We start from the raw sequence: 22,231 nt of genomic DNA on the forward strand, positions 1-22,231 counted from the left end.
TCGACAGTTCAACGATGGGACGTGAGCCGAGCGGGGAAATTTAGCCTCAGCGGCAAATCAGTGCCTCAATGGTGAGGCACCGGCACCACGGCAATCCGGTACGGCTCGAAAATCTTCAGCATCTCGCCGTTGTCGCGCAGACCTTGCAGCAATTTGCCGAATGCGTCACCGCTGATCGGCGCGGTCGGACGCAAGATAGCGTAGTGGTGATAGATCTGATCAATGCGCTGCGATACCAGCAACTCATCGCGCACTTTTTCGTTTCGCAGCAGGTAATCACTCAGATAGGAACGGGTCACCAGCGCAATGTCCGCGCGCCCGCGCAGCACCATCAACAGGTTGCTGTCATGGGAATAGGTCAGCGTGGCATTGAAGTTCTGCGCGAGAAATTTTGGATCGGCATTGAAGCTGGCGAATTCGTAGTGATAACCGCTGAACAGCGCCAGACGCTTGCCGGTGAGGTCGGCAAAGTAACTCTGCTGGCGGCCGTCCTCGCGTTGCGCGACGAATATTTCAGCGTCCTCCAGACCCATATCGACATCGCTGTGGGGAATTTCCTTCCAGCCCCACTCAGGGTTCTCGAAGATCGCCATGTCGATCCGGCCCTGCTTGAAATCACCGAACCGGCGAGGAATCGAGGTCGGAACCAAGACAAATTGATAGTCGCTTTGCAGGCGGTTCAACGCCTCGACCAACTGCGGCAACAGACCCGTGTCGGCACCGTTTTCCGGGCGAACGGTGTAAGGCGGAAAATGCGCCGCACCGACCCGAACCAGTTGCGCTGCCTGAGCGGGCAATACCCATATTGCAGCCAGCGCTGCGAGCAATAAACCCGCGGCCGTCCGAATTGGCGAAGACTTCAAAACACCCCACTCCCCGAAAAAATACCGATCAATGCATTCAAGCTAGGCGGTTTCGCCCAGTTAGCCAGTTTCCCGACTCGATAGAAAGCGCTTCAACGCTCTTCCAGGACCAGAATCAACGCCTCGTCAGCCAACTGATCAAGGCTCAAACTGCCGCCCGCACGGAACCAGGTGGTGGTCCAGGACAATGCGCCAGTGAGGAAACGTCGGGTAATAAATACATCTCCGCGGATAAATCCGGCGTCCTTGGCCTCACCGAGCACCTGTAGCCAGATGTCTTCATAAACGTCGCGCAGGGCGAGAACCCTGGCCTGGCCCTCTTCGGACAACGAGCGCCATTCGTAGACCAGCACCGCCATCGCCTCGCCGCTGCCGCCCATGATCGACTGCAATTCGCAGCGAATCAGCGCCAGCACCCGCTCACGCACATTGCCGGCATCGGCCAGCGCTGCGCGCATCAATGCGGTGTTGTAACGGATGGTTTCTTCCATCACGGCACGGAGTATTTCATCCTTGCTCTTGAAGTGATGAAAAATGCTCCCCGACTGAATGCCCACCGCACCGGCCAGATCACGCACCGTGGTGCGCTCATAGCCTTTGTTGCGAAACAGGTGAGCCGCCACTTGCAGCAGTTTGCCGCGGGCGCTGTCCGGGTCGGTCAACTGGCCGTCGTCGACCAATTCGCGCATGACCCTCAGGGCTTTTTGCTCGTCCACCCGTTCTCTCCTACAGTCGATCAGTCTGTTGCCCCCTGAAACCGCAGGGTTGCGCGCAATTTAAGCCGCCGATGGCGACCAAGCAAGCGCTTGGGCAGAAGATATTTCAGCTGTTTACAAACCAAGCGCTTGCTTGGTAGCCTCCAGACACTTCTGTCGCAGGTTCCTGAGTCGGAGATAAAAATGCCAACCACCGTCCGCATCGGATGCGCCAGTGCTTTCTGGGGTGACACGTCGACCGCCGCCGCGCAACTGGTGCACGGCGGACGCCTGGATTATCTGGTCTTCGATTACCTCGCCGAGATCACGATGTCGATCATGGCCGGCGCACGCATGAAGGACCCGCAGGCCGGATTCGCCAGTGACTTCATCGAAGTGCTCACGCCGCTGCTGCCGCAACTGGCCGAGCAGAATATCCGCGTCATCAGCAACGCCGGCGGGGTCAATCCACAGGCCTGTGCCGCCGCGCTGGCAGCGGCGTGCGACAAGGCTGGCGTCGCGCTGAAAATCGCCGTCTTGCTGGGTGATGATCTGCAACCGCAAGTCAAACAACTCAGCGGCATCCGCGAGATGTTCAGCGGCGCCCCATTGCCACCAGTGTGCGTTTCGACCAATGCCTACCTCGGCGCGCCGGGTATTGTCGAAGCGCTGCGCCTGGGCGCCGATATCGTTATCACCGGTCGCGTGGTCGACAGTGCGGTGGTCAGCGCGGCACTGGTGCACGAATTCGGCTGGTCGTGGCACGACTACGACAAACTCGCCCAGGCCGCGCTGGCCGGGCACATCATCGAGTGCGGCGCGCAATGCACCGGCGGTAACTTCACCGACTGGCGCGACGTGCCGGATTACGAGCACATCGGCTTTCCGATCGTTGAAGTCAGCGCCGACAGCCACTTCATCGTCAGCAAGCCCGAAGGCTCCGGCGGACTGGTCACGCCGCTGACCGTCGGCGAACAGTTGCTCTATGAAATCGGCGATCCGCAGGCGTATCTGCTGCCCGATGTGATCTGCGATTTCAGCCAGGTCACACTCCGCCAACAAGGCAAGAACGCTGTGCAGGTGCACGGCGCCAAAGGCCTGCCGCCCAGCGACAAATACAAGGTCAGCGCTACCTGCCCGGACGGCTTTCGCTGCACCGCCAGTTGCCTCATCGCCGGCATAGATGCAGTAGAAAAGGCCCAGCGCGTCAGCCAGGCGATCCTCGACAAGACCTCGGAGATGTTCAGCCAGCGCGGCTGGGCGCCCTACAGCGAAACCGACATCGAGCTGCTCGGCAGCGAAGCCACTTACGGCCCCCACGGCCAGCGTCGCGACAGCCGCGAAGTGGTGATCAAAATCGCCGTGCGCCATCAGAGTAAACAGGCGCTGGTCCTGTTCTCCCGGGAGATCGCCCAGGCCGCTACCGGCATGGCGCCGGGATTGACCGGGATCGTCGGCGGGCGGCCGACGGTTTACCCAGTGATCCAGCTGTTCTCCTTCCTCATCGACAAAAGCGCCTGCACGCTGCACATCGATCTGGCCGGTGAGCGTCATCCCTGCACCCTGCCCTCGCTGACCGCACTCGACAGCCACGACCTGCCAATCGCCGATCAGCCACCCAAACCCCAGGGCCGTGCCGACGCCAGCGTGGCGTTGGTAAAACTGGCCGTGGCGCGCTCCGGCGACAAGGGCAATCACAGCAACATAGGTGTGCTGGCGCGCAAGCCCGAATACCTGCCGTGGATCGCCGAAGCGCTGACCCCGGCGGTGATCGTCGACTGGATGAGCCACGTCCTCGACCCGATTCACGGCCGGGTCGAACGCTGGTATCTGCCCGGCACCCACAGCTTGAATTTCCTTTTGGAAAACGCCCTCGGCGGCGGTGGCGTGGCCAGTCTGCGCATCGACCCGCAAGGCAAGGCCTTCGCCCAGCAACTGTTGGAAATCCAGATCCCGGTGCCGCAGAGCATCGCCGAGCAGCTCGATTAGAGGATGGTGTGCATGGCTTACGCGTCGATATTCAAAGCCGATCTGTTCAGCGGCCAGACCATCATTGTCACCGGGGGCGGCAGCGGCATCGGCCGCTGCACCGCGCATGAACTCGCCGCGCTCGGCGCCAATGTGCTGCTGGTCGGGCGCAAGCCGGAAAAGCTGCAAAAGGTCGCGGCAGAAATTGCCGAAGACGGTGGTCGTGCGCACTGGAAGGCGTGCGATATCCGCGATGAAGACGCGGTGAAACAACTGGTCAGCGAATTGATCGACGAACAGGGGCCGATTCGCGGGCTGGTCAACAATGCTGGCGGTCAGTACCCGTCGCCACTGGCCTCGATCAATCAGAAAGGTTTCGAAACCGTGCTGCGCACCAATCTGGTCGGCGGTTTCCTGATGGCCCGGGAAGTGTTCAACCAGTCGATGAGCAAGCACGGCGGCAATATCGTCAACATGCTCGCCGACATGTGGGGCGGCATGCCCGGCATGGGCCACTCCGGCGCGGCACGCTCGGGCATGGACAACTTCACTAAAACGGCGGCGTTCGAGTGGGGTTATGCCGGAGTGCGGGTCAACGCCGTGGCGCCTGGCTGGATCGCTTCCAGCGGCATGGACACCTACGAAGGCGCGTTCAAAGCGGTGATCCCGACCCTGCGTGAACACGTGCCGCTAAAGCGCATTGGCACCGAATCGGAAGTCAGTGCCGCGATCGTGTTTCTGCTCAGTCCGGCGGCGGCATTTATCAGCGGCAGCACGCTGAAAATCGATGGCGCGGCCAGCCTCGGCAGTCGTGCGTGGCCGTTGCACAAGGCGACGCACAGCGAGTCGTTCAATGGTTTTCATCGGGCCTACTTGCCAGATGTCCTCAAGGACAAGGAGTAAGTCATGGCGCAGATCCAGTCCCAACTCGATCCGCACAGCGAAGCCTTCGCCCGAAATCGTGCGGCGATGCTCGCAGCCATCGAGCATGTGCAGCAACTGGAACAAAACCTGCTGAACAAGGCTGCCGAGGCCAAGGCGAAATTCGACCAGCGCGGGCAGTTGCTGCCCCGCGAACGTCTGAATCTGTTGCTTGATCCGGGCGCGCCCTTTCTCGAACTGGCCAGCCTCGCTGGCTACAAGTTGCATGACGACAAGGACGGCAGCGCGGCCGGTGGCGGGCTGATCGCGGGTATTGGCTACGTCTCGGGCATTCGCGCGATGGTGGTGGCGAACAACAGTGCGATCAAGGGCGGCACGATTTCGCCCAGCGGTCTGAAAAAATCCCTGCGCCTGCAACAGATCGCCCAAGAGAACAAATTGCCGGTGATCACCCTCGCCGAAAGCGGCGGCGCCAACCTCAACTATGCCGCAGAGATTTTCGTCGAAGGAGCGCGCAGCTTTGCCAATCAGGCGCGGATGTCGGCGATGGGCTTACCGCAGATCACCGTGGTGCATGGCTCGGCCACCGCGGGCGGCGCCTATCAACCGGGACTTTCCGATTACGTGGTGGTGGTGCGCGGCAAGGCCAAGCTGTTTCTCGCCGGTCCGCCGCTGCTCAAAGCCGCGACGGGCGAAGTGGCCACCGATGAAGAACTGGGTGGCGCCGAGATGCACGCACAGGTTGCCGGGACCGCCGAATACCTCGCCGAGAATGATGCCGACGGCGTGCGCACGGTGCGCGAGATCCTGCGCATGTTGCCGTGGAACGAACAACTGCCGTGGCTGCCGGAACCGCAATACAAAGAGCCGCTCTACCCCATCGACGAACTGCTGGGGCTGATCCCGGACGATCCGAAAAAGCCCTACGACGTGCGCGAAATCATTGCGCGGATTGCCGATGAGTCGGAGTTTCTCGAATTCAAGGGCGAGTTCGATCAGCAGACCATTTGTGGCCAAATGAAGATCCAGGGCCGCGCCTGCGGCTTCATCGGCAACAACGGCCCGATCACGCCCAACGGTGCGAGCAAGGCTGCGCAGTTCATTCAACTGTGTGATCAGAGCCAGACGCCGCTGCTGTTCTTCCACAACACCACGGGCTTCATGGTCGGCACCGAATCGGAGCAGCAGGGGGTGATCAAACACGGCTCGAAACTGATTCAAGCGGTGGCCAATGCGCGGGTGCCCAAGCTGACCATTGTTGTCGGCGGCTCCTACGGTGCCGGCAACTACGCCATGTGCGGGCGCGGTCTCGACCCACGCTTCATCTTCGCCTGGCCCAACAGTCGCACCGCGGTGATGGGCGGGGCGCAGGCCGGCAAAGTGCTGCGCATCGTTACCGAAGCCAAGCAACTCAAGGACGGCCTCGTACCAGACCCGAAAATGCTCGACATGCTCGAACAGGTCACCGCGCAGAAACTTGACAGCCAGTCCACCGCGCTCTACGGCAGCGCCAGCCTTTGGGACGACGGGCTGATCGATCCGCGTGACACCCGCACCCTGCTCGGCTATCTGCTGGATATCTGCCACGAAGCCGACATTCGCGCATTGCAACCCAACAGCTTCGGCGTCAGCCGGTTCTGACTGCCACGGATTGAAAGGAGAACAATAAAAATGATCTTCACCCCGGAACACGAAGCACTGCGTCGCACCGTCCGCCAATTCGTCGAACACGAGATCAACCCGCACGTCGAGGCATGGGAAAAGGCCGGCCGCTTTCCGATCCACGAGATTTTCCGCAAGGCCGGCGACCTCGGTCTGCTGGGAATTTCCAAACCGGAAAAATTCGGTGGCATGGGCCTCGACTACAGCTACTCGATCGTCGCCGCCGAAGAATTTGGCACCATCCATTGCGGCGGGATTCCGATGTCGATTGGCGTGCAGACCGACATGTGCACTCCGGCGCTGGCCCGTTTCGGCTCCGATGAGCTGCGCGAAGAATTCCTCCGCCCGGCGATTACCGGCGAGCAGGTCGGCTGTATCGGCGTCTCCGAAGTCGGCGCAGGCTCGGACGTCGCCGGGCTGAAAACCACCGCACGCAAGGACGGCGACGACTACGTGATCAACGGCAGCAAGATGTGGATCACCAACTCGCCGAGCGCCGATTTCATTTGCCTGCTGGCCAACACCTCCGACGACAAGCCACACATCAACAAGTCGCTGATCATGGTGCCGATGAACACACCCGGCATCAGCCTCAGCTCGAATCTGGACAAGCTCGGCATGCGCAGTTCGGAAACCGCCCAGGTGTTTTTCGACACCGTGCGCGTGCCACAACGCAATCGCATCGGCCACGAAGGCGCGGGTTTCATGATGCAGATGCTGCAGTTTCAGGAGGAACGCCTGTTCGGCGCGGCGAATATGATCAAGGGACTGGAATACTGCGTCGACAGCACCATCGAGTACTGCAAGGAGCGCAAGACCTTCGGCAATGCGCTGATCGACAATCAGGTGATCCACTTCCGCCTCGCCGAATTACAGACCGAAATCGAATGCCTGCGGGCGCTGGTCTATCAGGCCACCGAGCAGTACGTGAAAGGTCAGGACGTCACCCGCCTGGCGTCGATGGCCAAGCTCAAGGCCGGGCGCCTTGGCCGTGAGGTCAGCGACAGTTGTCTGCAATATTGGGGCGGTATGGGCTTCATGTGGGACAACCCGGTGGCCCGCGCCTATCGCGATGTGCGGCTGGTGTCGATTGGCGGCGGCGCCGACGAAATCATGCTGGGGATCATCTGCAAACTGATGGGCATCCTGCCGGGGAAACGGAAATGAGCAGCCTGCCCGATTGCCAGACGCTGTTGCTGGAACTGCATGGCGGCGTGCTGCACATCACCCTCAATCGCCCGCAAAGCCGTAATGCGATGAGTCTGCAGATGGTCGCAGAATTGCGCGCCGTGCTCGCCGCAGTTCGCGATGACCGCGCCGTGCGGGCCTTGGTGCTCAGCGGCAGTGGCGGCCATTTCTGCGCCGGTGGCGACATCAAGGACATGGCCAACGCCCGCGCCCAAGGGGCCGAGGCTTACCGTGATTTGAACCGGACGTTCGGCGCGCTTCTGCAAGAAGCCCAGCACGCGCCGCAAGTGCTGATTTGCCTGTTGCAAGGTGCGGTGATGGGCGGCGGGTTTGGTTTGGCCTGCGTCAGCGATATTGCGATTGCTGATCACCAGGCGCAATTCGGCCTGCCGGAAACCAGTCTCGGCCTGTTGCCGGCGCAGATCGCGCCATTTGTCGTGCAGCGTATCGGCCTCACCGAAACCCGCCGACTGGCCCTGACCGCCGCACGTTTCGACGGCCATCAGGCGCGGCGTCTGGGCCTGGTGCATTTTGTCGAGCAGGACGCGCAGGCGCTGGCCGAGCGGCTGGATGAAGTGCTGCAACATGTCCTGTGTTGCGCGCCACAGGCGAATGCGCTGACCAAGCAGTTGCTGCTGGCCAGTGCCGGGCAGCCGTCGAGTGAGTTGCTCGATGAGGCGGCGCAATGGTTCAGCGAAGCGGTGACCGGTGCCGAGGGCATCGAGGGGACCCTGGCATTCATGCAAAAACGCAAACCCGGGTGGGCCACCTGACCCTGTGGGAGCGGGCTTGCCCGCGATGAGGCCAGCACATTCACCGTTAAAACTTCAGGAAGATCACCATGCCCGCCATCCACAAAATCCTGATCGCCAACCGCGGTGAAATCGCCTGCCGCATCCAGCGCACCGCCCAGGCTTTGGGCTACCGCACCGTCGCGGTCTTCAGCGACGCCGATGCCGATGCGCTGCACGTACAAATGGCCGATCAAGCCGTGCACATCGGCGCCGCGCCGGTGCAGCAGTCCTACCTGAGTATCCCGAATATCCTCGACGCCGCCCGCCGCAGCGGCGCCGATGCAATCCATCCCGGCTACGGCTTTCTTTCGGAAAACGCCGAGTTTGCCCGCGCCTGCGAACAGGCCGGCCTGACCTTCATTGGCCCGAGCCCCGACGCGATCGAACTGATGGGCAGCAAACGCCTGTCGAAAATCGCCATGCTCGACGCCGGCGTGCCCTGCATCGCCGGCTATCAGGGTGCAGCGCAGGACGACGCGACATTGCTGCGCGAGGCCGAACGCATCGGTTATCCGTTGATGATCAAGGCTAGCGCCGGGGGCGGCGGTCGCGGCATGCGTCTGGTGCACAACGCGGCTGAATTGCCAGCGCAGTTGCGCACCGCACGTTCTGAAGCACTGAACGGCTTTGGCAGTGACGAATTGATCCTCGAACAGGCACTGGTCGAGCCGCGCCATGTCGAAGTGCAGTTGTTCGGCGACCACCACGGCCACCTGATCTACCTCGGCGAACGCGACTGCTCGATCCAGCGCCGCCATCAGAAAGTTATCGAAGAGGCGCCCTGCCCGGTGATGACGGCCGAGTTGCGCCAGGCCATGGGTGAAGCCGCGCTCAAGGCCGGGCGCGCGGTGAATTACGTCGGCGCCGGCACCGTGGAGTTTCTGCTCGATGCGCGTGGCCAGTTCTACTTTCTGGAGATGAATACCCGCCTGCAAGTGGAGCATCCGGTGACCGAGCTGATTACCGGGCTCGATCTGGTCGCGTGGCAAATATCGGTTGCCGAGGGCTTGCCTCTGCCGCTGACCCAGGAGCAAGTCCAGCTCACCGGTCATGCCATGGAGGTGCGGCTGTATGCCGAAGATCCGGCGCAGGATTTTCTGCCGCAGACGGGCCGCATCGAGGCCTGGGAACCGGCGTTCGCGCACGGTGCGCGTATCGATCATGGCCTGTGCGAAGGTCAATCGGTCAGCCCGTTTTACGACCCGATGCTCGGCAAACTGATCGCCCACGGTGCCACCCGTGAAGAGGCGCGGCGCAAACTGCTGCGCGCGGTGCAAGACACCGTGTTGCTTGGTGTGCAAAGCAATCAGCGACTACTCGAAAGCCTGCTGCAACATCCGCAATTCATCAGCGGCGAGTTCAGCACCGGGTTCATCGCGCAGCATTTCAGCGCTCACCCGTGCCTGCACACCTACACGCCGAGCGCCGAAGAGCTGGCCATCGCCGCAGCGCTGTTTTATCTCGCATCAGCGCAACAGCATCGCGCACCGTTGAGCCACTGGCGCAACAACGCCAGTGTGCCGCTGCACTATCGGCTTGGTGTTGATGAACAAAACTGGAGTGTGCAACTGCTCAAGTGCCCGGGCGATCTGATTCAGGTGCAAATCGCTGACCGCCGCTTCGAATTGAAGCTCATCGATCACAGCGCCACCTCGGTAACGCTGGAAATAGACAGCCTGCGCCAACGTCATGCCTATCGCCACGATGGCGGGCACCTGTGGCTGTTTACCCATCCGGGCAGCCTGCGCCTGGAGGATCGAACTCATGCCGTGATCGGCAGTCAGACCAGCGTCAGCTCAGGCACCTTGAAGGCGCCGATGGACGGTGCCATCGTCGACGTACTGGTCAGCGAAGGCAGTCCGGTCAGCAAAGGTCAGTTGCTGGTGGTGCTGGAGGCAATGAAAATGGAGCACCCGCTCAAGGCCGGCATCGACGGCGTACTCAAACGGGTGCAGGTCAAGGTCGGCGATCAGGTAAAAAATCGTCAGGTTCTGTTGCAGGTCGAGTAGTCATCCAGGCGCAAACGCAGGGTTTGACTACGCTCTGAATAATCAGAACGCGGAAATCAGGAACCCTGCGATGCCCCACTGGCTCGTCATTGATCTGGAAGCCACCACCGACGAGGGTGGCTGGCCGGTCACGGAAATGGAAATTATCGAGATCGGTGCCACGCTGGTCGATCGCGCCGGGCGCGAGCAGGACCACTTTCAACGTTTCGTCAAACCGACACGACGGCCATTGCTGACGCCCTTCTGTCGCGAGCTGACGCACATTACCCAGGCCAATATCGATACGGCGCAGCCCTTGAGCGAAGTCTGGCCGGCATTCGAGCGCTGGCTCGCTCAACATCAGACGCGCCTTGAGGGCTGGGCCAGTTGGGGCGATTACGACCGCAGGCAGTTACTTCAGGAATGGCAGCGGCTGCAACTCGACAGCGCACTGAGTCGAGTGCCCCACATGAACCTCAAGCAACGTTTCGCCAAGGCCCGGCGCCTGGAGCGGCCGCTGGGGCTCAACGGCGCACTGCAACTGGCGGGGATGCAGTTCAGCGGTCAGCAACATCGAGCGCTGGAGGATGCCCGCAATACCGCGCGGTTGCTGCCGCTGGTTCTGCCGCTATAGGGGCGTGACGGCGCCAAAAGCCTTGTGCATACTGGCCGCCCCACTTTTTAGCCCTTTTCGAGGAATCGCCCATGTTTAAAGTCAACGAGTACTTCGACGGCACCGTCAAGTCGATCGCCTTTGGCACGCCTGAAGGTCCGGCGACCATCGGCGTCATGGCCCCGGGCGAATACGAATTCGGCACCAGCCAGCGTGAAATCATGCATGTGGTGTCCGGCGCCCTGACCGTCAAACTGCCGGACAGCAGCGACTGGGAAACCTTCGCCGCTGGCAGCCAGTTCAACGTACCGGCCAACAGCAAGTTTCAGCTGAAAGTCGCCGTCGACACCGCTTACCTGTGCGAGTACCGCGGCTAAACCCACGGCTTTCATCGCACCAAAAAAAATGCCCGTGTCCAACGACACGGGCATTTTTTGTTTAAGAGACGGCTTACTCGAGAATTTCCACCGGCATCCCGACCTCAAGACGACCGTTGCGGTCGTTCACCAGGTTCTGCCCGAACATCGCCCCGTCCGCTTGGGCGCGCGTCTTCTGCAACGTCGCCAGCGGTTCACGATCCGCACTGCGCTCACCGGTTTGCGGGTCGATGGTGGTGAGAATGCACCGTGAGCACGACTTGACCACGCGGAACTCGACATCGCCAATGCGAATACGCTTCCAGCCATCCTCGGCGTAAGCCTCGCTGCCCTCGATGACCAGATTCGGCCGGAAACGCAGCATTTCCAAAGGACGTCCGACCGCTTGCGACAGGTGCTGCAGCGACGCCTCACCAATCAACAGCAATGGGAAACCATCGGCGAACGCGACCTGATCGTCATCGTTTCCGTAACCCGCTTGAGTCATACGCGCACGATCCAGAGGCACTTGCACCAGGCGGGTCGGTTTACCGATGAAGTCGCTGACCCAACGGGCCGCTTCATCGCCAGCGTCAGGGACACGCAAGGTGTCACGCCAAATGGTCACGCCACGCAGTTCGGCATCGTCGCCGGGCAAGGCGATTTCGATTGAAGCCTGTTCCGGCGCGCTCAGAGTCAAACCGCCCTGAGCATTCCACAGCGCCGATAACCGGCTCATTTTCGCTTCGGCGCGTTGGGTCAGAAAACGGCCACTGGCTTCATCCACCAGCATCCAGCGTCGATCGCCCTCAAGCCCCAGCTTGTCCAGGCCGATGCCTTGCAGAACCTCGCCTTTGCCGGATTTCAACGGGTAACGATAAAGCGCGCTCAGACGCAGCATGGCCAGCTCCCTGACGGACAAAAACGCCACCCTATACGAGCTTTATCGGCGAATCAAAGGCTGAGTGAATCCACTAGAAGATGAACACCCGTGGCGAGGGGATTTATCCCCGATGGGTTGCGGAGCAGCCCCTCTTTCGATTTCAAGAAAGGGACCACTCCGTAGCGCATCGGGAATAAATTCCCTCACCACAAAGTAATCGCAGCAGGTATCAGGCCGGCACTTCGTCGAGCATCAGACGCTGACGCACCACGTCGACCAGTTTGTCCGGCTGGAATTTGGAGAGGAAATTGTCGCAACCGACCTTCTTCACCATCGAGTCGTTGAAGCTGCCGGACAACGACGTGTGCAATACCACGTACAGGCCACGCAGGCGCGGGTCATTACGGATTTCGGTGGTCAGGCGGTAGCCATCCATTTCCGGCATTTCCGCGTCGGTGAACACCATCAGCAGTTTGTCGGTCATGTTCACGCCGGTGTCGGCCCAGGCCTTGAGCATGTTCAGCGCCTTCAGACCATCGCTGGCAATGTGCATTTTCACGCCGAGCTGGCCGAGGGTGTCACGCAATTGCGACAGCGCCACATTGGAGTCATCCACCAGCAACACCTCGCGGCCACGGGCGCGCTCCAGCACCGGATCATCCAGCTTGTCGCGCGAGACCTTGGCGTTGTACGGGACGATTTCGGCGAGGACTTTCTCGACGTCGATGATTTCCACCAATTGATCGTCGACTTTGCTGATGGCCGTCAGGTAGTGCTGGCGGCCAGCGCTGGTCGGCGGCGGCAGAATGGCTTCCCAGTTCATGTTGACGATGCGGTCTACGCCGCCGACGAGGAATGCCTGCACCGAACGGTTGTATTCAGTAACGATGATGGTGCTGTTCGGGCCCGGCACCAGCGGACGCATGCCGATTGCCTGGGACAGATCGATCACCGGCAAGGTCTGCCCGCGCAAATTGACCACACCGCAGACAAACGGGTGACGCTGAGGCATCAGGGTCAACTTCGGCAGTTGCAGCACTTCCTGAACCTTGAACACGTTGATCGCGAACAATTGGCGCCCGGCCAGTCGGAACATGAGAATTTCCAGGCGATTCTCACCCACCAGTTGCGTGCGTTGGTCTACCGTGTCGAGAATGCCGGCCATCAATGACTCCTGGGCTTGTTCTGATGAATTCACTAGAAAGGGTTATCGGCTGCGCGTAGCGAATCTTGATCCCCGCAAAGTTCGCGATCAAAATGCCATATGCGGGCATTGATGTCACATTAACATCATGCTTTACTGGCCCCGTGATTTTCATCTGCTACAGTCTTTGCGGCGCGACCTCGGTTTGCACGGTAGGTTCCCGCGTCTAAGGGATTCCCCTAGTAACAATCAGGCCCAACCTGATATTCGCAATATCCAATAGCCATTAATGTGACGCCATTCTCATTGCATGAACGGAGTCAGGCTATTGTGTGCGATCGCAGTTCAGCGGAACCAAACCCTCTGCAACCCCTCAGCCTGTGCACCTGCACGCCTGGGCGCGATCTCCCGTCGATCCATGATCGTCGCCACACACGGCATTCCCTCATCAGACATGACGGTGTGGAGATAAGCATGCCAATCGACCGTAAAGAGTGGGCGCAACGCTTCCCCGAATTTCTTGTCGAGGCTGAAACGCTCCTGGCGAAGTCCGAAGAATGCCTCAGCCATCTGCAGTTGATCAGCAACGACAAGGACGCCATCGACTGCATGCTCAGCACCCTCCTCAAGCTTGCAAGCCGGGCTGAAGCCCTGGCGTTGGAGGCGATTTCCGAGTTCTCCCTGCACATTTACGGCTTGCTCAATCTGGCACAGGATCACGTCGACCTGCATGAACAGGCCCTGACTGCCTTGAAGGACTGCTTCACCCTGATGGCCTGGCAACTTGAGCTGGTGGATCAGAGCACCGGACAATTAAGCCTGGATGACAGTGAACAGACCTCGCTGATCGAAGCCTTCGCCTTTCAGGTTGGCCAGCCTCAGTTTCAGCCTGCCCTCACAATAAAACGTTTGCCAATGCTGTCCTACCCTTCGGAACGACAGGCCTGAATCGGCACGTATCGAGGGGCGCGAAACACCACCACTGCATGTCGTATTTGAATAGTTCATACCTGCCAGCGACAAATCGAATTAAATAATCTCACCTGACAGCAACGGATATTTCCAGCCGGGCTCAGGGTTTGCCTGTGTCCAAAGAGTACAACTTCAGGCAATGTCGATATCTGTCGAACACAATAAATCGACTTTTTTCCATTATGGAACTCACGTCCAATATGGCTTGATTCCTGACCCACTGGACATATATAGCAAACGCGACCAACGGTATCTTAAGTGGTATTATGCCGCCCACTAATTGCTCTCATATTAATGGCACAGTGATTTCAGACATAGGCATCGGTTGAAGTTGGCGGTGGAATACATTCACTGAACCACGTTGAAACCAATAACATAATTGACAGCATTTTCAGACAGAGACTCGCCTGCCACCGGCCGGTCTGCCCGCAGCGAACATCCATTGGCTCCATCCGTTATGTACGCCAGCCTCAAGTCAATCACTACATGGCCACCCTCCCGGGAAAACGCACGCCGGTTCACACTCATAATGTGTGTCGCGGCAACGCTTGGCAGCTTGCTGACCTATGGTTTTTCCGCGCAGCTTTGCCTCGGGTTGCTGCTGTTGAACATCGCCGCCACTGCCTGCGTCTGGGTGCAATATCGGTTGTCGCGCAAATCGATCAAGTTCCAGCCACAGGAACTCGCTGACCGTTTGCTGGAAGTTCAGGAAAACGAGCGCCATCGACTCAGCCGCGAGTTGCACGACGATATCGGCCAATTGCTGACGGCGGCCAAGCTGCAGAGCGACTGGCTCAAGCGACGCATGCCGGAAGATCTGCAGGAACACTGCACGGCGCTGTGCGAAACACTTGAAGAAACGCTGAACAAGGTGCGCGACGTTTCAGCCATCCTCAATCCACGCCAGTTGACCAGCCTGGGTCTTGAAGCCAGCCTGCGTGCGCATCTGCTCAAGACATTGACCAACACCAGCGTGCACTGGAGCCTCGATTGCCAGCAGCGCCTCAACGGCCTCCCGGAAGAAATGGCGGTCGCCGCCTTTCGTATTACTCAGGAGGCCGTTACCAATATCCTGCGTCACGCGCAGGCGAAGAATCTGCTGATACGCGTGCAACGCCTGCCAAAGGGCCTGACATTGCTCATCAGCGACGACGGGCAGGGATTTGCCCCGGCGGCCAATCCGGGTCGCGAAGGACAACGGGGCATGGCCGGGATGGCTGAACGAATCGAACAATTGGGCGGCACCCTGAGCGTTATCAGCGAGCCGGGCAAAGGCACACAAATCGAAGCACTTTTCCCCTGGGCGCCCCGTGCACTCGAGCGGGCCAGTACGAATAAGGTTATGCGTTGACTTGTAACTTACTCCTGGTGGATGACCACTCGCTGATCAGGGCCGGCGTGCGCGCTCTGGTACTGGATATTCCCGGTTACGCGGTGATTGGCGAGGCCAATGACGGCTCGCAGCTGCTCGAAATGGTCGAGCAACTGAACCCCGACATCGTGCTGCTGGATATTTCCATGAAAGAAACCGGCGGCCTCGAAGCCCTGCAACGTCTCAAGCGCGTACGTCCGCAGAGCAAAGTACTGATCCTGTCGATGCACACCGACCCGGCGCTGATCATGCAAGCGCTGGAGTCCGGCGCGCACGGTTATCTGCTCAAGGACACCACAGCCACCGAACTCGAACACGCACTCGAAGCCCTGCGCAACAACGAGCGCTACTTGAGTCCGGCCATCGCCCACACAGTGATCAACCAGGCACTGACGCGTAACCAGAAGCAGCAGCCGGAAATCGCCGACTCGCACAACCTGACCGCACGCCAGCTGGAAATCCTGCGCTTGATCGTGCGCGGGAAATCCACCCGGGAAATCGCCAATGGCCTGGGCTTGAGCATCAAGACCGTCGAGACCCACCGCTCGCAGATCATGAAACGTCTACAGATCTACGATGTGGCGGGCCTGGTGCTGTTCGCCGTGCGCGAACAGATCATCAGTCTGGACGATTGACAGCCGATTTAACGCTCAACAGTGGCGAGTCTTTCGGCAGATGGATCTGCAGCGCCGCCGGCCTCGCCTCAAACCGCATGCTGTCGCCTTCCAGCGGTTCACCATCAAGATTGATATAAAGCCCCTCGGCGACTTTGATTTCGACCCAAGGCAAACGGGTCCGGACAAACATGTTGTCGATGCCAAAACCATCGCTCAGCAGACTCTTCAAGGTGCCGACCAGCTCCTGGGGTGCCGGCAGGATACTGATATCCAGCAAGCCGTCGTCAGCCAGTGCCTGCGGACACAAAACATGCCCGCCGCCAGCCTGACGGCCATTGCCAATGCCCAATGCCAGCAGCTCGCCGCGCCAGTGGAAATCCGGCCCTTGCAACTCGCCATAAGCGGCATGCAGTTCGCTGAATCGGGACAGGCCAGTGAACAGATAGGCCGCACCGCCCAAAACCTTTTTCAGATCCTCCGACGTATTGGCCGTGACCTGACTGCCGAAGCCGCCGGTGGCCATGTTGAGGAAAATCTGCCCGCCTACCTCACCCAAATCAATGTCACACGCAGGTACGTCCAGCAGCTCCAGCGCTGCTGCCGGTTCCAGCGGCACTCCCGCCGCGCGGGAAAAATCGTTAGCGGTTCCCAATGGCAAAAGGATCAGACTGGCTTTCCTCGGATGTGCCGCGAGAGCTTCGGCGATATCGCGCAAAGTACCGTCGCCGCCGCCGGCAATAATCTTCGTATAGCCATCCGCCAACGCTTGCTCCACCCAACGCTGAGCATCTCCCGCCTCCCAGGTCAGGCGCACCGCCAGCTCCCAGCCTTGCTTGCGTTTGTCCTCGACCGCAGTGCGAACCTCCTCGTTCGCGGCTTGCTTGCCATGCAGAATCAACAGCGCTCGGCGCTCACTCATAGCGTCACTCCCTGAATTGAATCGGTTGATTCATCTTGACCACTGCGGCACGCAAAAAAGCCGCAAAAAATGACAATTAATTCAAGCGTCTGATCGACGCGTCCTACACACCGGTATTTTTTCTTACAAAACATGCGGAATCGGCTTAATTGACCCTGCACGATCATTGGGTCACCGTGCGCTGGCGGTATCAATCATCAATCCAACACCACAAGGACGTGCATGTAATGAGTGGATACACCCCCAAGGCTTTTAAAAGCCCAAAAGATGCAACAGGTCACCAACGTACTTTGGAAAATACCGGTGGGTACTTCCATGCAAAGCCATGAAGCCAGAATGCCAGTGAGTCCGGTTGCCCCTCTCGCCGAGAATCGTGCGAATCACAAGTCCGAATTCAGGAACAGCGCCAAGACCACTGGAGAAGTTGATATGGAACCTCGTGTTATCGAATTGGAGGCTCACCTCAAATACATTCGAAGAGACATGGATGAAGTCCGAAGTGACGTCAAGACGATCAAACACCGCCTCGCCTATTCGGCGGGTGCAACAGCGGTAGTGCTGGTTCTGCTGGGTTGGGTAGCCAACAGCCGATTCGACCAGTTGGTAGCGCTGATCAGCAACTGATCGAATGAAACCGCGCAGGCATCGACCGGATCAGCCGACGCCTGCGTTTGCAAGACAGGACTCAGCCCAGAAGATCACTCAGAGGAATGAAAACCACCTCCTCACCTTCAAGCAGCGTCCTGCCCTCCAGCACTTCCACCAGACCGTCAGCCCACGCAGCACTGCGCAGCACACCCGAGCTCTGGTTGCGGTAGATCGTCGCCCGCCCTTGCTCAAGACGTCCGCGCAGGTATTCACGCCGATTTCCGGCAACAGGCCAGGTGAATCCTGCCGGCACCCTGAACCTCAGAGGTTCGACGTCCTTTACGCCCTGACGGCGCAACAGGTAAGGCCGGGTCAGCAAGGCAAAGGTCACCAATGTTGAAGCCGGATTACCTGGCAAGCCAATGACCGGTACATTGCGAAAATGGCCGAATGTCAGCGGCTTTCCGGGTTTGATAGCCAGTTTCCACAGCGCCAGTTCGCCCTCTTCGCGCAGAGCGATACCGAGGAAATCCGCTTCACCCACCGATACGCCACCGGTCGAAAGAATCAGGTCAACATCCTGCAAGTCACCCAAACGGGCGCGAGTGGTGGCCAGGTCGTCCGGAAGAATACCGGCATCGATCACTTCACAGCCCAGACGCTGCAACCAACTGCACAACACCACCCGATTGCTGTTGTAAATCTGCCCCGGGCCCAGAGCCTGACCTGGCTCGACCAATTCGTCGCCGGTGGAAATCACTGCCACTCGTACCCTGCGAACAACATTCAGCCCGGCGCAGCCCAGCGATGCGGACAAGCCTTGCTCAATCGGACCAAGTCGGGTGCCGGCCGGCAGAATCAGCTCGCCGACCTTTGTTTCCTGGCCTTGCGGGCGAATGTTCTGACCGATCTTCATCGGTTCGATGAAGCGCACACGCCCATCGGCCTGAACATCGGCGTTTTCCTGCATTTCCACGCAATCGGCGCCCGCTGGCACCGGCGCTCCCGTGAAAATCCGCGCACAGGTACCCGGTTGCAAGGGCTCGGGCGATTGCCCGGCGAACACCTTTTGACTGACTGGCAGCGGTTCGCCCTTCCAGTCAGACAAGTTCAGGGCATATCCATCCATGGCGCTATTGGGCCATGGCGGCAGATCCAGAGTCGAAATCAGATCTTCTGCCAGCACTCGGCCCTCGACTTGAGCCAGCGGCAAATACTCGCGCTCGACAATGGGCGTGGCTTCGGCCATTTCCAGCAGACGCGCGAGCGCAACTTCTACCGGCATCAGCGAGCCGGTCTTGCCCGGCTTACCCACGTGATTCACAAGGCGTCGCCTGTTTCAAATGCGGCACGAAATTGCACGGGCGGTGGCGTGCGTCCAGTTGCTCTCCAAGAATGCCATCCCAACCGGTGCGCACGGCGTTGGTCGAGCCCGGTAAACAGCAAACCAGCGTGCCATTGGCCAAACCGGCCAGCGCACGGGATTGCACAGTCGAAGTACCGATATCGGCCACCGAAATCTGCCGGAACAACTCGCCAAACCCATCCACTTGCTTGTCGAGCAGACAGGCCACCGCTTCCGGCGTGCTGTCGCGACCGGTGAACCCGGTGCCACCGGTGATCAGCACAACCTGCACGACATCGTCGGCGATCCAGTTGGCGACTTGCGCACGAATTTTGTAGAGATCATCTTTGAGCAGTACCCGCGCCGCCAGATGGTGGCCGGCAGCCGCCAAACGGTCGACGAAGACCTGGCCTGAGGTATCGGTTTCCAGGGTTCGGGTATCACTGACAGTCAGCACCGCAATATTCAGCGGCACGAAAGGTACATCAGCCTTGGCTTTCATAGGCTCGTCCAGTTGTAGGAGAAACAGCCCGGTGTTATATCACAGCGCCCCATTTTTTCGCCGCCCCTCTGGAGAGTGCCATGACCTTGAATACGCAATTGCCGCCCTGCTCCATTCTGCTTTTGGCAGGCGGACGCGGCCAACGCATGGGCGGTCAGGACAAAGGTCTGGTGGAATGGCAGGGCGAACCGCTGATTGCACATTTACAGCGCAAGGCGCGCCCTCTGACCGATGACTTGATCATCTCGTGCAATCGCAATCGAGAGCGTTACGCGCCGTACGCCGATCAGTTGGTAGTGGATGACCAGGACGATTTTCCAGGGCCGTTGGCCGGCATTCGTGCAGGCCTGAAAGCCGCTCGCCATGGGCATCTGCTGGTATTGCCCTGCGACGTCCCGCGAATCGACGGCGCCCTGCTGCAGGACATGCGTGAAGCCGCCCGACAGAATCCTGAAAAACCTTTAATGTTGCGTCATGACGGGCATTGGGAACCTCTGTTGTGCGTGATTCCGGTCGCCCTGCTTGCGGCATTCGAAGACGCCTGGAACGCCGGTGAGCGCAGCCCCGGACGGATCATGCGCAATCTCGGCACCACGGCACTGCAATGTCCCGACAATGACCCGCGACTGGCCAACCTCAACACCCCCGAACTGTTAAATTCGCATAACACTGTGTCAGACTGACACCATTCAAGGAACTCTCACGCCTTGTATACGTCTCAAGCTCAGTAACCAAAAGAATTCCCATTCGGAGACACACTCATGACTCAACGGACCCTCGCCACTTTCATGCTCGCACTGGGCCTGGCTACCCTCGCTGGTTGCTCCTCGCCAACAGTGATCACCTTGAATGATGGTCGCGAAATCCAGGCCGTCGACACCCCGAAATACGATGACGATTCGGGCTTCTACGAGTTCAAACAGCTGGACGGCAAAGAAACTCGCATCAACAAGGATCAGGTTCGTACCGTTAAAGAGCTGTAAGCTCTGGGTCGACACCGGATACAAAAAAGCCCGCATTCATGCGGGCTTTTTCATGGGCGCTCGAAAAAGCTGCGAAATCACCACTGCAGGGTGATGCGGCTTTCGAATTCGCGCGCCTCGCCGGTGACCGGGTCGATAAAACGCAGTCCCTGTGCGAGCAGTTTCAGCGGATTGGCGTAATCATCCTCGACGTCTTTCAGCGCATCCGGATAAAACGGATCGTTGCAGATACTCGCCCCCAACGCAGTCATATGGACACGCAGTTGATGCTTCTTGCCGGTCACCGGATAGAGGCCATAGCGCCAGAGATCGCCGTTCTTCTCTCGAACTTCCACGGCCGTTTCTGTGTTGCTGACACCCGGGCCTTCCTGCATGCGGAAAAACGGCTCGCCATCGACCAGACGACTTTTGTGCACCAGGGGGAATTCCAGCCCAGGCAATGCCGGGGCAATCGCTTCATAGCGCTTGTCGATCTGCCGCGTCGGAAACAGCGACTGATAGGCGGAACGGGTTTGCGGATTGGCCGAGAAAATCACCAGCCCCGCCGTATGCCGGTCAATTCGGTGCAGGGGCACCAGATGGGGATTGTCGAGGCGACGGATGAGTCTGCGCAGCAAGGTCTGCTCGACATATTCGCCGGCCGGCGTCACCGGCAGGAAATGCGGTTTGTCCGCCACCACCAGATGCTCATCGGCATAGAGGATCGACTCGACCACCGGAATCGGTTTTTCATCCGGCACTTCACGAAAATAGTGAATCCGCAGGCCTTCCTTGTAGGCCAGGTCCAGCGCAATCGGCTGCCCCTGACCATCCAGCACCCGGCCCCGAGCGATTCGGTCCAGCCATTGTTCGCGGCCAATGGCACTGAAATGCTCGCACAGGCAGTCGAGTACGGTCAGCCAAGGCCCCGGCGGCAGATAAAGCGTACTGGCCTGACTCTGTGCAGCAGAAAATGTTGATATGGACATACGGAAATTCGAACCCTCAAGGCAGGCCGGCATTATCCAACACTGCCGAGAACGAACCTAGTCTTCAGGCAGGAATCGATTTAAGCGCCGCCGCTTCAGTGAATTCCTTGAGCCAGCGCAAGACGTCGACAGCCTCCCAGCGGCCCGGGTCATACAAGGCGTAAAGCAGCCCCTGATAACCGACCACATCCAGTTGCCGGTGATAGCCGGCGCGCTGAAACAAGGCTTCGATCTCGGCAAAGCAGGTGTTGAAATGCAGTTTGTTGAATGGCGTCTTGCCTTCCGTGACCAGCCCGTCCAGGCGCAGTTCGAGAACGGCCTCGCGCACCACGTCAACCGACATCCGGTTCACGCTGTTCTTCAACTGTTCGACATTGACCACGGTTCATCCCTCTGACCCAATTACTGTATGAACATACAGTAACTGAATAAGCCGCAAAGTGCCAAGGGATGGATTGGCAGTGGCGACCAGCGGAATGAGGCAGAAATCGCATCAACCAAGAAATGCCACAACCTGATCGGCACTGAACGGCCAACCCAGTTCCGCCCCGGTATCGACTCGGCGCAGGACTGGAATCCGCAGGCTGTAAGCCTCGTACCAGGACTCGTCATCTGCGATATCCACCAGTTCGACGAGCAAGCCGCGCTCGACGAACTCCATCAGCATGGCTTCCGCGACTTCACACAGATGACACCCCAAAGTACCGAACAACTGACATTCAGGCAGCATGATTGCTCGACCAAAAAAATAGTGCGCCTATTCTAGGCCGCTGCAGAAAACCCGTCGAGCCAGCGCCGCCAAAAGGCTGCAGCGCATTTGTGGCGTCTCACTCGCAAAACCCTGACGCAAATCAGTCCGGCCAAATACCAATTACGCGATGCTCCCCGACTTTTTGCCTCTACGCTTGAGAAGCCAGAGCCTGACATCG

General features: G+C 59.4%; 24 protein-coding genes. 14 read left to right on the forward strand and 10 right to left on the reverse strand.

The window, feature by feature from the left end; translation table 11 throughout:
• Window positions 1–65 precede the first annotated feature (65 nt).
• Together ACIONG_RS12035 and ACIONG_RS12040 are read right to left on the reverse strand one after the other, a co-directional pair.
• Complete coding sequence (locus ACIONG_RS12035; RefSeq protein WP_103304788.1) at window positions 66–863, reverse strand: ABC transporter substrate-binding protein; 798 nt, start codon at window positions 861–863, stop codon at window positions 66–68.
• Between the two features lie 92 nt (window positions 864–955).
• Window positions 956–1,579, reverse strand: a complete 624-nt coding sequence (locus ACIONG_RS12040) for a TetR/AcrR family transcriptional regulator (protein ID WP_213026179.1) — start codon at window positions 1,577–1,579, stop codon at window positions 956–958.
• Between the two features lie 183 nt (window positions 1,580–1,762).
• On the opposite strand from ACIONG_RS12040, the gene ACIONG_RS12045 reads away from it, so the two are divergent.
• The 8 genes from ACIONG_RS12045 to ACIONG_RS12080 all read left to right on the forward strand — a co-directional run bounded on the left by ACIONG_RS12045 (window position 1,763) and on the right by ACIONG_RS12080 (window position 11,030).
• Window positions 1,763–3,547 carry an acyclic terpene utilization AtuA family protein gene (locus tag ACIONG_RS12045; RefSeq protein ID WP_401299562.1) on the forward strand — a complete coding sequence of 595 codons (1,785 nt, stop codon included), beginning with the start codon at window positions 1,763–1,765 and terminating at the stop codon, window positions 3,545–3,547.
• Between the two features lie 12 nt (window positions 3,548–3,559).
• Window positions 3,560–4,429: an SDR family oxidoreductase gene (locus tag ACIONG_RS12050; protein ID WP_401299565.1), complete on the forward strand. Its 870-nt coding sequence runs from the start codon at window positions 3,560–3,562 to the stop codon at window positions 4,427–4,429.
• 3 nt (window positions 4,430–4,432) lie between these two features.
• Window positions 4,433–6,049, forward strand: a complete 1,617-nt coding sequence (gene atuC, locus ACIONG_RS12055; protein ID WP_401299568.1) for a geranyl-CoA carboxylase subunit beta — start codon at window positions 4,433–4,435, stop codon at window positions 6,047–6,049.
• Between the two features lie 30 nt (window positions 6,050–6,079).
• Complete coding sequence (atuD, locus tag ACIONG_RS12060) at window positions 6,080–7,237, forward strand: citronellyl-CoA dehydrogenase (RefSeq protein ID WP_401299571.1); 1,158 nt, start codon at window positions 6,080–6,082, stop codon at window positions 7,235–7,237.
• Window positions 7,234–8,031 (forward strand): enoyl-CoA hydratase/isomerase family protein, encoded by a 798-nt coding sequence (locus tag ACIONG_RS12065; RefSeq protein WP_401299574.1) that lies wholly within the window; start codon window positions 7,234–7,236, stop codon window positions 8,029–8,031. Before atuD ends, ACIONG_RS12065 begins: the two co-directional genes overlap by 4 nt.
• A 68-nt stretch (window positions 8,032–8,099) precedes the next feature.
• Complete coding sequence (locus tag ACIONG_RS12070) at window positions 8,100–10,061, forward strand: acetyl/propionyl/methylcrotonyl-CoA carboxylase subunit alpha (RefSeq protein ID WP_401299577.1); 1,962 nt, start codon at window positions 8,100–8,102, stop codon at window positions 10,059–10,061.
• Between the two features lie 70 nt (window positions 10,062–10,131).
• Entirely contained in the window at window positions 10,132–10,674 is a 543-nt protein-coding gene (locus ACIONG_RS12075; protein ID WP_103304780.1) for an exonuclease domain-containing protein, read from the forward strand.
• A gap of 71 nt (window positions 10,675–10,745) precedes the next feature.
• The gene (locus ACIONG_RS12080) at window positions 10,746–11,030 is read left to right on the forward strand and encodes a pyrimidine/purine nucleoside phosphorylase (protein WP_201237383.1); all 285 of its coding nucleotides are present in this window, start codon (window positions 10,746–10,748) and stop codon (window positions 11,028–11,030) included.
• A gap of 73 nt (window positions 11,031–11,103) precedes the next feature.
• Here the strand turns inward: ACIONG_RS12080 and ACIONG_RS12085 are convergent, their stop codons facing one another.
• Window positions 11,104–11,910: an MOSC domain-containing protein gene (locus tag ACIONG_RS12085; RefSeq protein WP_401299582.1), complete on the reverse strand. Its 807-nt coding sequence runs from the start codon at window positions 11,908–11,910 to the stop codon at window positions 11,104–11,106.
• Window positions 11,911–12,121: 211 nt separating this feature from the next.
• The gene (locus ACIONG_RS12090; protein ID WP_003226705.1) at window positions 12,122–13,057 is read right to left on the reverse strand and encodes a chemotaxis protein CheV; all 936 of its coding nucleotides are present in this window, start codon (window positions 13,055–13,057) and stop codon (window positions 12,122–12,124) included.
• Window positions 13,058–13,510: 453 nt separating this feature from the next.
• Here ACIONG_RS12090 and ACIONG_RS12095 point away from each other — a divergent pair, with 453 nt between their 5' ends.
• The 3 genes from ACIONG_RS12095 to ACIONG_RS12105 all read left to right on the forward strand — a co-directional run bounded on the left by ACIONG_RS12095 (window position 13,511) and on the right by ACIONG_RS12105 (window position 16,015).
• The gene (locus tag ACIONG_RS12095) at window positions 13,511–13,984 is read left to right on the forward strand and encodes a hypothetical protein (protein ID WP_401299585.1); all 474 of its coding nucleotides are present in this window, start codon (window positions 13,511–13,513) and stop codon (window positions 13,982–13,984) included.
• 481 nt (window positions 13,985–14,465) lie between these two features.
• Complete coding sequence (locus ACIONG_RS12100; protein ID WP_103304776.1) at window positions 14,466–15,359, forward strand: sensor histidine kinase; 894 nt, start codon at window positions 14,466–14,468, stop codon at window positions 15,357–15,359.
• Entirely contained in the window at window positions 15,356–16,015 is a 660-nt protein-coding gene (locus tag ACIONG_RS12105; protein WP_103304775.1) for a response regulator transcription factor, read from the forward strand. The genes ACIONG_RS12100 and ACIONG_RS12105 overlap by 4 nt, the downstream gene beginning before the upstream one ends.
• Here the strand turns inward: ACIONG_RS12105 and yegS are convergent.
• Entirely contained in the window at window positions 15,999–16,916 is a 918-nt protein-coding gene (gene yegS, locus ACIONG_RS12110) for a lipid kinase YegS (RefSeq protein ID WP_103304774.1), read from the reverse strand. The two genes, ACIONG_RS12105 and yegS, sit on opposite strands and share 17 nt — an antisense overlap.
• A gap of 315 nt (window positions 16,917–17,231) precedes the next feature.
• On the opposite strand from yegS, the gene ACIONG_RS12115 reads away from it, so the two are divergent.
• Entirely contained in the window at window positions 17,232–17,540 is a 309-nt protein-coding gene (locus ACIONG_RS12115; RefSeq protein ID WP_103304830.1) for a hypothetical protein, read from the forward strand.
• A 61-nt stretch (window positions 17,541–17,601) separates the two neighbouring features.
• On the opposite strand, the gene glp is transcribed toward ACIONG_RS12115, so the two are convergent.
• Entirely contained in the window at window positions 17,602–18,828 is a 1,227-nt protein-coding gene (gene glp, locus ACIONG_RS12120; protein WP_401299590.1) for a gephyrin-like molybdotransferase Glp, read from the reverse strand.
• A complete protein-coding gene (moaB, locus tag ACIONG_RS12125; RefSeq protein ID WP_213026189.1) occupies window positions 18,812–19,351 on the reverse strand; it encodes a molybdenum cofactor biosynthesis protein B in 540 nt (179 codons plus the stop codon). The genes glp and moaB overlap by 17 nt, the downstream gene beginning before the upstream one ends.
• 80 nt (window positions 19,352–19,431) lie before the next feature.
• On the opposite strand from moaB, the gene mobA reads away from it, so the two are divergent.
• Together mobA and ACIONG_RS12135 are read left to right on the forward strand one after the other, a co-directional pair.
• Window positions 19,432–20,034 (forward strand): molybdenum cofactor guanylyltransferase MobA, encoded by a 603-nt coding sequence (gene mobA, locus ACIONG_RS12130; RefSeq protein WP_401299594.1) that lies wholly within the window; start codon window positions 19,432–19,434, stop codon window positions 20,032–20,034.
• A gap of 78 nt (window positions 20,035–20,112) precedes the next feature.
• A complete protein-coding gene (locus ACIONG_RS12135; RefSeq protein ID WP_007908660.1) occupies window positions 20,113–20,334 on the forward strand; it encodes a YgdI/YgdR family lipoprotein in 222 nt (73 codons plus the stop codon).
• A 77-nt stretch (window positions 20,335–20,411) separates the two neighbouring features.
• On the opposite strand, the gene ACIONG_RS12140 is transcribed toward ACIONG_RS12135, so the two are convergent.
• The 3 genes from ACIONG_RS12140 to ACIONG_RS12150 all read right to left on the reverse strand — a co-directional run bounded on the left by ACIONG_RS12140 (window position 20,412) and on the right by ACIONG_RS12150 (window position 22,032).
• A complete protein-coding gene (locus ACIONG_RS12140; protein WP_213026191.1) occupies window positions 20,412–21,302 on the reverse strand; it encodes a pseudouridine synthase in 891 nt (296 codons plus the stop codon).
• 64 nt (window positions 21,303–21,366) lie between these two features.
• A complete protein-coding gene (locus ACIONG_RS12145) occupies window positions 21,367–21,684 on the reverse strand; it encodes a transcriptional regulator (protein WP_095189592.1) in 318 nt (105 codons plus the stop codon).
• Between the two features lie 111 nt (window positions 21,685–21,795).
• Window positions 21,796–22,032 carry a glutaredoxin family protein gene (locus ACIONG_RS12150; protein ID WP_213026192.1) on the reverse strand — a complete coding sequence of 79 codons (237 nt, stop codon included), beginning with the start codon at window positions 22,030–22,032 and terminating at the stop codon, window positions 21,796–21,798.
• Window positions 22,033–22,231: the final 199 nt, after the last annotated feature.

The sequence above is a fragment of the Pseudomonas sp. NPDC087817 genome (assembly GCF_044742875.1).
Classification (GTDB): Bacteria; Pseudomonadota; Gammaproteobacteria; order Pseudomonadales; family Pseudomonadaceae; genus Aquipseudomonas.

Coding starts and splice junctions, on each gene's coding strand:
- ACIONG_RS12045 (WP_401299562.1), top strand. CDS start 1,763: ATGCCAACCACCGTCCGCATCGGATGCGCCAGTGCTTTCTGGGGTGAC.
- ACIONG_RS12050 (WP_401299565.1), top strand. CDS start 3,560: ATGGCTTACGCGTCGATATTCAAAGCCGATCTGTTCAGCGGCCAGACC.
- atuC (WP_401299568.1), top strand. CDS start 4,433: ATGGCGCAGATCCAGTCCCAACTCGATCCGCACAGCGAAGCCTTCGCC.
- atuD (WP_401299571.1), top strand. CDS start 6,080: ATGATCTTCACCCCGGAACACGAAGCACTGCGTCGCACCGTCCGCCAA.
- ACIONG_RS12065 (WP_401299574.1), top strand. CDS start 7,234: ATGAGCAGCCTGCCCGATTGCCAGACGCTGTTGCTGGAACTGCATGGC.
- ACIONG_RS12070 (WP_401299577.1), top strand. CDS start 8,100: ATGCCCGCCATCCACAAAATCCTGATCGCCAACCGCGGTGAAATCGCC.
- ACIONG_RS12075 (WP_103304780.1), top strand. CDS start 10,132: ATGCCCCACTGGCTCGTCATTGATCTGGAAGCCACCACCGACGAGGGT.
- ACIONG_RS12080 (WP_201237383.1), top strand. CDS start 10,746: ATGTTTAAAGTCAACGAGTACTTCGACGGCACCGTCAAGTCGATCGCC.
- ACIONG_RS12085 (WP_401299582.1), bottom strand. CDS start 11,910: ATGCTGCGTCTGAGCGCGCTTTATCGTTACCCGTTGAAATCCGGCAAA.
- ACIONG_RS12090 (WP_003226705.1), bottom strand. CDS start 13,057: ATGGCCGGCATTCTCGACACGGTAGACCAACGCACGCAACTGGTGGGT.
- ACIONG_RS12095 (WP_401299585.1), top strand. CDS start 13,511: ATGCCAATCGACCGTAAAGAGTGGGCGCAACGCTTCCCCGAATTTCTT.
- ACIONG_RS12100 (WP_103304776.1), top strand. CDS start 14,466: ATGTACGCCAGCCTCAAGTCAATCACTACATGGCCACCCTCCCGGGAA.
- yegS (WP_103304774.1), bottom strand. CDS start 16,916: ATGAGTGAGCGCCGAGCGCTGTTGATTCTGCATGGCAAGCAAGCCGCG.
- ACIONG_RS12115 (WP_103304830.1), top strand. CDS start 17,232: ATGCAAAGCCATGAAGCCAGAATGCCAGTGAGTCCGGTTGCCCCTCTC.
- moaB (WP_213026189.1), bottom strand. CDS start 19,351: ATGAAAGCCAAGGCTGATGTACCTTTCGTGCCGCTGAATATTGCGGTG.
- mobA (WP_401299594.1), top strand. CDS start 19,432: ATGACCTTGAATACGCAATTGCCGCCCTGCTCCATTCTGCTTTTGGCA.
- ACIONG_RS12135 (WP_007908660.1), top strand. CDS start 20,113: ATGACTCAACGGACCCTCGCCACTTTCATGCTCGCACTGGGCCTGGCT.
- ACIONG_RS12140 (WP_213026191.1), bottom strand. CDS start 21,302: ATGTCCATATCAACATTTTCTGCTGCACAGAGTCAGGCCAGTACGCTT.
- ACIONG_RS12150 (WP_213026192.1), bottom strand. CDS start 22,032: ATGCTGCCTGAATGTCAGTTGTTCGGTACTTTGGGGTGTCATCTGTGT.